Annotated in this window: 11 protein-coding genes and 1 tRNA gene; 6 read left to right on the top strand and 6 right to left on the bottom strand. The window is 32.1% G+C overall.

The genetic code is table 11. The annotated features are described in order from the left end of the window. Nucleotides 1-143: 143 nt before the first annotated feature. The 4 genes from J5G60_RS12675 to purR all read right to left on the bottom strand — a co-directional run bounded on the left by J5G60_RS12675 (nt 144) and on the right by purR (nt 3,904). Nucleotides 144-1,103 carry a ribose-phosphate diphosphokinase gene (locus J5G60_RS12675; protein ID WP_150357217.1) on the bottom strand — a complete coding sequence of 320 codons (960 nt, stop codon included), beginning with the start codon at nt 1,101-1,103 and terminating at the stop codon, nt 144-146. 21 nt (nt 1,104-1,124) lie between these two features. Continuing rightward, nucleotides 1,125-2,495 (bottom strand): bifunctional UDP-N-acetylglucosamine diphosphorylase/glucosamine-1-phosphate N-acetyltransferase GlmU, encoded by a 1,371-nt coding sequence (glmU, locus tag J5G60_RS12670; RefSeq protein ID WP_150357216.1) that lies wholly within the window; start codon nt 2,493-2,495, stop codon nt 1,125-1,127. A gap of 201 nt (nt 2,496-2,696) precedes the next feature. Then, nucleotides 2,697-2,987 (bottom strand): septation regulator SpoVG, encoded by a 291-nt coding sequence (spoVG, locus tag J5G60_RS12665; RefSeq protein WP_150357215.1) that lies wholly within the window; start codon nt 2,985-2,987, stop codon nt 2,697-2,699. 101 nt (nt 2,988-3,088) lie between these two features. Next, complete coding sequence (gene purR / locus J5G60_RS12660) at nt 3,089-3,904, bottom strand: pur operon repressor (RefSeq protein ID WP_150357214.1); 816 nt, start codon at nt 3,902-3,904, stop codon at nt 3,089-3,091. 214 nt (nt 3,905-4,118) lie between these two features. On the opposite strand from purR, the gene murC reads away from it, so the two are divergent. From murC to J5G60_RS12630, 6 genes are all read left to right on the top strand, one after another. Then, nucleotides 4,119-5,495: a UDP-N-acetylmuramate--L-alanine ligase gene (gene murC, locus J5G60_RS12655; protein ID WP_150357213.1), complete on the top strand. Its 1,377-nt coding sequence runs from the start codon at nt 4,119-4,121 to the stop codon at nt 5,493-5,495. 81 nt (nt 5,496-5,576) lie between these two features. Continuing rightward, on the top strand, nt 5,577-5,897 hold the full coding sequence (locus J5G60_RS12650) for a hypothetical protein (protein ID WP_150357212.1): 321 nt from the start codon (nt 5,577-5,579) through the stop codon (nt 5,895-5,897). A gap of 65 nt (nt 5,898-5,962) precedes the next feature. Then, nucleotides 5,963-6,038 (top strand) — tRNA-Pro (locus J5G60_RS12645). 179 nt (nt 6,039-6,217) lie between these two features. Continuing rightward, entirely contained in the window at nt 6,218-7,567 is a 1,350-nt protein-coding gene (locus tag J5G60_RS12640) for a [Fe-Fe] hydrogenase large subunit C-terminal domain-containing protein (protein ID WP_150357211.1), read from the top strand. 37 nt (nt 7,568-7,604) lie between these two features. Next, nucleotides 7,605-8,249 (top strand): HAD family hydrolase, encoded by a 645-nt coding sequence (locus J5G60_RS12635; protein ID WP_150357210.1) that lies wholly within the window; start codon nt 7,605-7,607, stop codon nt 8,247-8,249. Between the two features lie 73 nt (nt 8,250-8,322). Continuing rightward, nucleotides 8,323-8,739, top strand: coding sequence for a hypothetical protein (locus J5G60_RS12630; protein WP_150357209.1), 417 nt, complete (start codon nt 8,323-8,325; stop codon nt 8,737-8,739). A 53-nt stretch (nt 8,740-8,792) separates the two neighbouring features. On the opposite strand, the gene J5G60_RS12625 is transcribed toward J5G60_RS12630, so the two are convergent. Then, entirely contained in the window at nt 8,793-9,728 is a 936-nt protein-coding gene (locus J5G60_RS12625) for a TIGR01212 family radical SAM protein (RefSeq protein ID WP_150357224.1), read from the bottom strand. A 61-nt stretch (nt 9,729-9,789) separates the two neighbouring features. After that, the gene (locus J5G60_RS12620; protein ID WP_150357208.1) at nt 9,790-10,896 is read right to left on the bottom strand and encodes a hypothetical protein; all 1,107 of its coding nucleotides are present in this window, start codon (nt 10,894-10,896) and stop codon (nt 9,790-9,792) included. Between the last annotated feature and the right edge of the window lie 123 nt (nt 10,897-11,019).

Below are 11,019 nucleotides of genomic sequence, written 5' to 3'. Positions count from 1 at the left end.
AATTATTAATTATCTACAATTAAATTTATCACATATGTCTATATAAAAAATATTCTCTCTTTAAAAGTTACAAATAAGTTACAAAATGGACTTACATCTTAATACAAGAGCATGTAGAAAAAATTCTACATGCTCTTTCCTCATCAATCTTCAAACAGCTTGCTTACCGAAACGCCCTCATATATCCTCCTTATAGCTTCTGCGAAAACCGAAGCTATAGACAATATTTTAAAATTATCCAATATCTTTTCCTTTGGAAGATCTATTGTATTCAACATTACAAGTTCTTTTATAACAGAATTCCTTATTCTCTCTATGGCTGGTCCAGATAACACAGCATGAGTGCAGCATGCATATACTTCTTTTGCCCCTCTATCCACAAGAGCCTGAGCGCCATTTGTTATAGTTCCAGCTGTATCTATCATGTCATCTACCAATATGGCGATTTTCCCGTTTACATCCCCAATTATATTCATTACCTCTGATACATTGGCTTTTGGTCTTCTCTTATCGATAATAGCTATAGGTGCATGGAGTTTATCCGCAAATTTTCTGGCTCTTGTTACACTTCCGAGATCCGGAGATACTACAACTATATCTTCTCTCTCTTTAAATCCTTTTTGTATAAAATATTTTGCCAGTATGGGAACTCCTAGAAGATGATCTAAAGGTATATTAAAGTACCCTTGAATTTGTGCTGCATGCAGATCCATTGTAAGAACTCTATCCGCTCCTGCAGCTGTCAGTATATCTGCTACCAATTTTGCAGTAATCGGATCTCTCGCCTTGGCTTTTCTATCCTGCCTGGCATATCCATAATAAGGTATTACAGCAGTTATCCTTTCCGCTGATGCTCTTTTAAATGCATCAATCATGATAAGAAGTTCCATTAGATTATCATTTACGGGATTATTTGTGGATTGAATTATAAATACATCCATACCCCTTACGGTTTCATTAATATCTACAGATATTTCTCCATCACTAAAAGTCGAAACCTTTGCATCTCCAACTGCAGTTCCCAAGATATTAGCTATTTGCTTAGCCAATTCAGGATGAGAATTTCCCGCAAAAATTTTAATATTTTTACCATGGGTTATCATTATGTAAAGCCCTCCTAAAATTTATTTCCTTAATCCTTTTTTATATACCCAACCTTTCTTATTTACCTGCTTTGCTCTAGCTATAGCAAGTGATCCTTCCGGGACTTCGTCTGTTATAGTAGATCCAGCTGCTATATAAGTGTTGTTATTTACTTTAACTGGTGAAACCAAATTTGTGTTGCACCCTATAAATGAATTATCCCCAATTAAAGTTTTATTTTTCACTTTGCCATCATAATTCACTACCACAGTTCCACATCCAAAATTACACTCATTCCCCACTTCGGCATCACCTATATATGTCAAATGAGATACCTTAGTTTTATCCCCAATAATAGACTTTTTTATTTCTACAAAATCACCTATTCTCACTGAATTGCCTATCACACTCTCAGGTCTTATGTATGCAAAAGGTCCTACCGTAACATTTTCTCCCACTTTACTCTCTAGTATCACTGAACTCTGTATTGTCACATTATTTTCTATCACACTGTCTTTTATACGTGAATTAGGATATAATATACAGTTTTCTCCTATAACAGTATTTCCCTGAATCACGTTACCTGGATATATTATGGTATCCTTCCCTATTCTAACATCAAGTCCTATGTAAGTAGTATCTGGATCGATAAGTGTAATTCCATTTTCCATGTGCACATTATTTATTCTATTTCTCATAACCTTTTCAGCCTCTGAAAGCTGTACTCTGGAATTAACCCCCATAATTTCCTCAAAACTTACTGGAAGGGCCCCTATCCTCTCACCCTTATTTTTCAATATTTCTATGACATCAGTTAAGTAGTACTCACCTTGAACATTGTTGTTATGTAATTTGTTTAAACTTTCAACAAGCTTCTTTATATCAAAGCAATACATTCCGGAATTTATTTCATTAACCTTTAATTCTTCTAATGAACAATCTTTATGTTCAATTATTTTAAGCACTTCTCCATTTTTTTCTCTTATAATTCTCCCATATCCATTAGGATCTTTTACTATAGATGTCAATATAGTCGCTTTATATCTACCTTTATTATGAAAATTTAACATATCTTCTATAACATCTTCTTCTATTAAAGGTGAATCTCCCGTAAATATAACTGCTGTCCCCTCTTTATCCTTTAAAAAATCGCTGGCACACAAAACCGCATGTCCAGTACCCAATTGCTTATTTTGGAAAGAATACTTTACGTTTCTACTCTTAGTAGCTTCCTTTACCTGTTCTGCCCCCCTGCCAATTACTACATCTATGTCTTCTATTTGTGCTTTTTTCACAACATCAATAACTATGTTAACCATTTCTGTCCCACATACTCTGTGTAAAACCTTAGGGATAGAAGATTTCATTCTTTTCCCTTTGCCAGCCGCTAATATTATAGCACAATTATACATTTTAACACCTCTTTATGGCATATAAGCTCATTTTTCTACACTATATCATATTAAAACGCTCTATAATATTATATTTTATATGAAAATTATTTGCAACCTCATATATAATTTTCGGAATAATTCTAAAAAACTCTCTTTCAGATATCCTTAAATATACAAAAAAAACAGGAAATAATAAAAAGGAGCAAACACTCCCCTTTATTATTCCTCCGTCTTTTGTTCGGTAGCAACTTCCTCACTTTTAACTTTTTCGTACTCATCAAGAATTGCTTTTTGTATCTTTTCTCTAGTCTGAGTATTTATTGGGTGAGCAATGTCTTTAAATTCTCCATCAGGAGTTTTTCTACTTGGCATTGCTATAAAAAGACCATTTTGTCCCTCTATAACCTTTATATCGTGAACTACGAATTCGTTATCGAAGGTTACTGAAACAATAGCTTTCATCTTACCCTCGGCAGCAATTTTCCTCACTCTAACGTCTGTAATTTGCATATAAATCCACCTCCAAGATGCTTATGTATATACTATTCTCTATATTTTATTTTTTTCCTCCTTATTTTGTTAAAAACTAATAAAATTTTTTGAAAACTTCATTAGCTAAACATTTTTGAAGGAGTCAATAGTGCATTCCCATTTTCATTAATACCCTCAAAGTCCACTATCGATACATAATTTTGTACTAATTTTTTGGGAATTCCCACATTATCTATTAAAAATCCTATACCCAAAAGTTCACTTTCAAATTCTTTTAAAAGATCAATTATACCCATGGCAGTTCCGCCTGCCTTCATGAAATCATCGATAAATATACATCTGCTTCCCTTTTTCAATGCTTTTTTAGATAATGACATATTCTGAATTCTTCCTGTAGAGCCAGATACATAATTTACAGTTATGGTAGAACCCTCTGTAAATTTTGTTTCTCTCCTCACAACCACAAGTTGAACCCCCATCATTTTAGCTACTTCATAAGCCAGGGGTATTCCCTTCGTTTCCACTGTAACCACACAGTCAATATCCATATCTATAAAAATAGACGCTAAAACCACTCCTGCTGTATGTATTATATTTGGATTAAACATTATATCCGTCATGTATAAAAAATTACCTGGTATTATTCTTTCTCTATTTTTCAAAATAATACATAATTTTTCAGCAAATTTTTTGGTCTTTTCAGGAGATATACCACATATGTACTTAACTCCACCTGCCGCCCCTGCTACAGTATCTATTCTTCCCATATCCAATCTACTTAAAGTGTCTCTGATTACTACTATGTCTTCACTTATTGTAGATTTTGCAGTATTAAACATTTCGGTAAAATTATTCAGTCCCATTATTTTATTAGGATTTTCAAGTAATATTTTCGTTATTGCAGCTATTCTATTGTTTCTACTAAATTTTTGCATTTTATCACCTATCTATATAACTTTACGAATAATATTCTAATATTATACTCTATTATTCATATTGTATTCTAAAAGCTACGGTTAATCAATACTTATTTATAAAACACCTGAAGAAATAAAAACGTTTTACATAGAAATATAATTTTATTGTGTTTTTTAGCTAATTTTTGTATATAATTATTGATAGGTTAGTTAATATAAGGAGTGATTTAAATTGTCATTTGATTTTGTAGAAAATAAAAAAGTGCACTTCATAGGCATAGGCGGAATAAGTATGAGCGGCCTAGCTGAAATTTTGCTTGAAAATAATTTTAAAGTATCCGGTTCTGATATTAAAGCTTCTCCAATAACAGACAAACTCAAATCAATGGGCGCTCAAATATATATAGGTCAAATTGCTGAAAATATAACACAGGACATAGACTTAGTAGTATATACAGCCGCTATTTCCGAAGATAATGAAGAACTCTTAAAGGCTAAAAATTTAAATATTCCCTTAATGTCCAGAGCTGAATTCTTAGGAAATATAATGAAAGGTCATAAATACAACGTAGCAGTATCCGGAACTCATGGTAAAACCACTACTACTTCCATGTTGTCCTCTATAACACTTAAGGCAAATTTAGATCCTACCATATTAGTAGGAGGAAATTTAGATATTATAAATGGAAATGTCAGAATAGGAAACAGTCCGTACTTCATTACGGAAGCTTGTGAATACAAAGAATCCTTTTTGAAATTTTTCCCATTTATAGGTATAATTTTAAATATAGATGCCGAGCACCTTGACTACTATAAAAATATAGACAATGTACAAAATGCCTTTGTAAAATTTGCTAAATTGATTCCTCAGAATGGGTATCTAGTATGTTACAATGAAGATAATAGAATAAATAAAGTAATATCCAGCGTAAACTGTAATATAATTACCTATGGTATAAATAGCGGAAATATCACTGCTCATGACATACATTTTGATAAAAATGGATGTGCCTACTTTAAAGTGTACAAGGATAATAAAGCCATACTTTCCCTACACCTAGCCATCCCGGGCAGACACAATATATTAAATGCGCTTGCCAGTATAGCTGTTTCTTTAATTTTAAATATATCAACAGAAAATATTAAAGATGCACTGGAGGATTTTAAAGGTACCCATAGAAGATTTGAAATTAAAAGCAAAAAAAATGGGATAACAGTAATAGATGACTATGCCCACCATCCTACTGAAATAAAGGCAACTTTAAGTGCAGCTCAAAATTATCCTCATAAAAGAATAATCTGCGTGTTTCAACCACATACTTTTTCGAGAACTATAAACTTATACAGAGAATTTACTTCCGCTTTTGATAATGTAGATGAATTAATCCTCGCAGATATATATCCAGCAAGGGAAAAGGATACCGGCAAAGTGAGCTCAGCCATGCTAGCTAATGATATTTCAAAAAGAGGAATAAAGTGCAGCTATATTAAAGATTTCAACTCAATAGTAAACTATTTAAAAAATAATTTAAAGGAAGGAGATCTCTTTTTAACTATAGGTGCAGGAGATGTTTTTAAAATAGGTGAAATGTATTTGCAATCAAAATAACTTACAAAATCTATAATTTGGTGTTAAAACACTTCTAATAAGGTAATACTATAATTGATAAGCCATTGGAGGTGTTTTAATTTGAAAAACTTTTTAATATCTGCATCAGTTGATATATTCTTAATACTAGTATCCTATTTTTTATTTATAAAAATACTCAGCGGACCCATAAGGCATAAGTTATATGAAAAATTTTTTAAATCTTTTGCTAAATTTATAATCTATCTGTTTTTTATAACCTTGATTATAACAGGTTTAAGTGCATTCATATTATACAGAACCTCTTATATAGCTTATATAAATATAATATCTCCAGCTTTAGTATCTATACTGGTAGGATTTTTAATGTCAACAGTTCCTACAAGAGGTGAAGGCGATAATTCTAATATGACTGCAAAATAAAATATTTTCATATAAAATTTCTACTGTGACGTTTATATAATATATGTTATAATGTATTATATAAACGGGGTGTAGCGCAGATGGTAGCGCGCTTGCTTCGGGAGCAAGAGGTCGCAGGTTCAAATCCTGTCACTCCGACCATTTATATAGGTGGGTTTGTGGATATTTAGATCTATTGATTTGATGATACCTACCTTTTTTAGTTTATATTATGTTAAAGTAAGAGCCCCAGCTTATTTTTAAGCTAGGGGTTTCCTATACATTAAATCAAACTTTGAGCTCATCAACAAATCAATTACATAAGGAGCTGTACCATTAATATGAAAGATCAATATAGAAATTTATTTAAATCCCTGATAGAATCCTATTATAATGGAAATTTTGAAGATGAAGTAAAATTTATTTTATCACAGAGTAAAATCAATAAAAAAGAGCTTTGTAAAATCATATCTTCACTATGCGGCACCAGTACAGACTGCAGTTCTAATTTTACGGAGGATCTAAAAAAAGCAATAAAATCTTACAAACCTGATGGAAAAATAGTCAATAAAGTAAAATTCTGTACTATGGAATGTATGGACAAAACCGGCAAAACTCTATGCCAAAAATCCTGTCCTTTTGATGCTATTTTAATGGATGCTGCCCAAAATAGTATCCATATTGATAAACACAAATGCACCGACTGTGGTTTTTGTGTAGAAGCCTGTCCTACTGGAGGCATAATGGATAAAGTACAATTTCTTCCCTTAGCGAATATATTAAAAGGCAACTCACCGGTAATAGCAATTGTAGCTCCTGCTATAATAGGTCAGTTTGGGAAAGATGTAACTCTTGGGAAACTTAGAAGTGCCTTTAAAAAATTAGGATTTACAGACATGATTGAGGTGGCATTTTTTGCGGATATGCTCACTTTAAAAGAGGCCATAGAATTTGATAATCATATAAAAGACGAAAAAGATTTTATGATAACTTCCTGCTGCTGCCCTATGTGGGTAGGTATGTTAAAAAAAATTTACAATAATTTGATAAAATACGTATCACCATCTGTTTCTCCTATGGCCGCTGGAGGAAGAGTACTCAAAAAATTAAGCCCAAATTGCAAGGTGGTATTTATAGGTCCCTGCATTGCTAAAAAATCTGAAGCAAAAGAAAAAGACATAATTAAAAATATAGATTTTGTACTAACTTTTTCAGAAGTAAAAGATATATTTGATACTCTTAATATACATCCAAATGAGCTCAAAGAAGAGCCTTCTACAGAATATGCTTCCAGCGGCGGAAGGTTATATGCACGTACAGGCGGAGTATCAATTGCAGTAAGTGAAGCTGTAAAAAGAATTTTCCCTGAAAAATACAAATTATTCAAAGCAGTAAAGGCAAATGGTGTAAAAGAATGCAAATCCATACTTTCCAGAGCTCAAAATGGGGAAATAGAGGCTAATTTCATTGAAGGCATGGGATGTATCGGTGGGTGTGTAGGTGGGCCCAAGGCAATTATACCAAAAGAAGAAGGTAAAAAATATGTGGATAAATTTGCCGATGATTCTGAAATAAAAGTCTCCATTGACAGTGACTGCATGAATGAGATATTGGATAAGATAGGCATACATTCCATAGAGGATTTTAAAGATAAAAACAAGATAAAATTGTTAGAACGATTTTTTAATTAAAATATTATTTTTCATAACACAATATGAGGTGATCGTCATGCTTGAAAATATCAAGGGAGCTATTTTTGACATGGATGGAACTCTCCTGGACTCCATGTGGCTTTGGGAAAATATAGATAAAGAATATTTAAGTGAGAAAAATATACCTTTTACCATAGAACTAAAAAACACTATTCAAAATATGACCCTTGATGAAACTGCAAGATATCTTAAAGATGAATTTAATTTAACTGAAAGTGTATCTGAGATACAAAAAGAGTGGTACAATATGCTTTTCTATGAATATTCCCATAATATTTCTTTAAAACCTGGTGCAAGAGATTTTTTACATCTCTTAAAAAAGAAAAAAATAAAAATGGCTCTCGCCACCAGCAATTATAAAGCTATAGCAGAAACAAGTTTAAAGAAAAATAAAATATACAATCTATTTGATTCAATAGTAACTACAGAAGATGTAAAAAGAGGAAAAGGATTCCCAGACATATACCTTTTAGCTGCTGATAGACTGAATTTAAATCCTGAGGATTGTGCTGTATTTGAGGACATCCTATCTGCTATAAAAGTAGCCAAATCAGCAGGTATGACCGTTGTCGGCATACATGATACATATTCAGATTATCAGTGGGAGGATATATTGGCTTACACAGATATGAGCATTTTTGAATATACAGATCTAGTGTAAAATTATATAAATTTTCATCTTTAAGTACCATATTGAATATAATGTATTAAATTAATAGATATGGAGAATATTAATGTTGGCTTTTTTGTTCATAACGCTTATAATCTGTACTTCCGTAATCCTATATAATTTTCAAAGTAAAATTTCCTCGCAGAGAAGACAGATATTATCTTTAAAATATGAAAATGACAGTTTGAAGTCAAAAATATCTAAGGAAATTCCCCCAAAAATAAATGTTAGATATATTACTCCTCAATATGTAAATGCCCTAGTCACTGTAAAAAGCAATATATATCTGGCTCCTATTTTAAATTCAGGTATAATAAATACTTTAGAAAAAAATACACCAATAAGAGTTCATGACAGCATTGAGATCTTAAATGAATTCTGGTATGAAGTTTCTATTGCAGGAAGCTCTAGAATAAACTCTAAGGGATGGATAAAGTCCAATTGCATAAAAGCAAATTCACCAAATTCCAGCAATCTGTAGCTGGAGTTTGGCAGAGGATAAATTTATAAATGGGAGTATCAGCAACGGTAATCTTAGGGTAAAATCTTATTTTGAAAATATATACCCTGATATATTTTTCTATCTTTCATCCTTCTGTCAATTTCATTTAGAATCTCCCATTTTTTTAAGCTCCATTTGGGCCCTATAAGCAGGTTCCTAGGTGAATCGCCGGTAAGTCTATGAATCACCATGCCCGAAGGAATGTTGCACAGAGTCCAGCACACCATGTCTATATATTCATCTTTTGTCATAAATTTTAATTGTCCTACATCATATAATTTAACAAGAGGAGTGTGTTTCATTAAATGAAGCAAATGAATTTTTACCCCCTGTATGTCCTGATGTGAAATATATTTTACTGTATTCATCATATTAATTTTATTTTCTCCAGGTAGACCCATTATTATATGAACCACCACATCAATTCCTATTTTTCTAAGTGAAGCTACTGCTTTTTCAAAAGTTTCCAATTTATACCCTCTGTTTATTATACCTGCCGTATGATCATCTGAAGTCTGAAGACCAAGTTCTACCCAGGTATAAACTTTTCTATTAAATTCCTGCAATAGATTTAAAACATCATATCCAAGGCAATCCGGTCTAGTAGCTATAGCTAGTGCCACTACTCCTTCTTGATTTACAGCTTCTTCATATTTCTCTCTAAGTACTCTCACTGGAGCATAAGTATTAGTATACGCCTGAAAATATGCTATATACTTTCCATTTTTCCATTTTTTACTCATCATCTGTTTTATATTTTCAAATTGTTCCGTTATAGAAACTTTTCTATTCCCAGCAAAATCTCCCGATCCCCTTTTACTACAAAATATACATCCTTCCTTACTTATTCTTCCATCTCTATTGGGGCAAGAAAATCCTGCATCTAAGGATATTTTAAAAACCTTGCATCCAAATTTTTTTCTCAAATAATAATTTAGACTGTAATATGCCTTGTCACCCCACTGCATTCCCAAGTCCTATCCTTTCCAAAAATAATTCAAGTACTAAAATCAACCTACTGAAATTATATCATATCTTTGCTGCCTTAAAATTTCTCAGATCCAATTCCCATTCCCCAATTATTTGAGAAAGCTCCCCTTTACTATTGTTTTTAGAGACAACATCAAAACTCAATATTCCTTCATCAAAAGAGGAAAAAATCACATTTACCTTATCAAGAGGAAACGCTTTTTCAAATTTATAGCTTATCATATCACCAGAATCTGTCTTATATACCCGTATACAATTACCTATTGCATTGTTGGTATATTGAACTACGATAAATTTTTCATCTGGAGAGAAAGCCAAAAATTCAACTTTGGAATTTTTCAAAACATCCAAATCGGTTATATCCTTACCTATAGGCTTTTCTGCTCCCTGCTGCTCATTTTGCTGTCCACCACCACCTTGCCCTCCTGAGCTATCGCCTTGTTGATCTCCTGAATCCTGGGACTGGGTCTGCATACTTTCATTTATTCTAATTATGCCTATATATGAATCACTAGAATAAGTCACCACCGCCAGTCGATCTCCATCATAAGAAAAATCCATAATGCCAAAATTTCTCTTTGGAACAGGAACCTTTTCCACATTTGCCTTGTCATCTTTACTAAATACATAATTAGGCATACTTACAATATCCGTTATTAAATTTACAACTACGCTATTTTTACTCCTCATTTTCAGCTGATTTCTCTCCACAAATACTTCTCTATCCGGTGTATTATTGGTTTCACCGATCTTGTAATCATTACCTTCTTTTATTACCTTTATGGAATATTCATCTAGAGTTGCAAAAGGTCTGATCAAATCAGCTCTTGCAACTTTCATTTTTAAAACTCCCGATTCTCCAACTTCACTGCTGTCAATCAGATTATATCCTAAAATTCGCAAATTTTTATTTTCGTCACTACGAGCATCTTTCAAAAGATCCTTAGAATACAACTTTTTAGCATTTTCCATATCACCTTTTATGAGATATTTCATATAAATATCGGCTGTAGCCGTAGCAGATTTCATATCAAAACTTTGATTTACATTTTTTGTATCCTCTTTTTTATTTAAATTACATCCTGATACCATGGCGCAAAAAAAAACTATAAGAAAAGTCACTTGAAATAAAGCCTTTTTTTTCATGTACTTTCCACTACATGTTATTATATCTGCAGTAGAAATTCACCCCTTTCAACGTTTATTTATTCTGTTTTACTATTTTATAAATTATATTTTTCCCCTAAATAGAATTTTAATTTATAATTC

This window comes from Clostridium sp. HV4-5-A1G, assembly GCF_900184915.1.
GTDB classification, from domain to species: Bacteria; Bacillota; Clostridia; order Clostridiales; family Clostridiaceae; genus Clostridium_B; species Clostridium_B aromativorans.
The sequence above is the reverse complement of the archived record's forward strand: the minus strand, read 5'-3'. Positions and strand labels throughout refer to the sequence as shown.

Excerpts from the sequence above, each read along its gene's own strand:
- spoVG (WP_150357215.1), bottom strand. The coding sequence starts at position 2,987 with ATGCAAATTACAGACGTTAGAGTGAGGAAAATTGCTGCCGAGGGTAAG.
- J5G60_RS12620 (WP_150357208.1), bottom strand. The coding sequence starts at position 10,896 with ATGAAAAAAAAGGCTTTATTTCAAGTGACTTTTCTTATAGTTTTTTTT.
- J5G60_RS12675 (WP_150357217.1), bottom strand. The coding sequence starts at position 1,103 with ATGATAACCCATGGTAAAAATATTAAAATTTTTGCGGGAAATTCTCAT.
- glmU (WP_150357216.1), bottom strand. The coding sequence starts at position 2,495 with ATGTATAATTGTGCTATAATATTAGCGGCTGGCAAAGGGAAAAGAATG.
- J5G60_RS12630 (WP_150357209.1), top strand. The coding sequence starts at position 8,323 with ATGTTGGCTTTTTTGTTCATAACGCTTATAATCTGTACTTCCGTAATC.
- J5G60_RS12635 (WP_150357210.1), top strand. The coding sequence starts at position 7,605 with ATGCTTGAAAATATCAAGGGAGCTATTTTTGACATGGATGGAACTCTC.
- J5G60_RS12640 (WP_150357211.1), top strand. The coding sequence starts at position 6,218 with ATGAAAGATCAATATAGAAATTTATTTAAATCCCTGATAGAATCCTAT.
- purR (WP_150357214.1), bottom strand. The coding sequence starts at position 3,904 with ATGCAAAAATTTAGTAGAAACAATAGAATAGCTGCAATAACGAAAATA.
- J5G60_RS12625 (WP_150357224.1), bottom strand. The coding sequence starts at position 9,728 with ATGCAGTGGGGTGACAAGGCATATTACAGTCTAAATTATTATTTGAGA.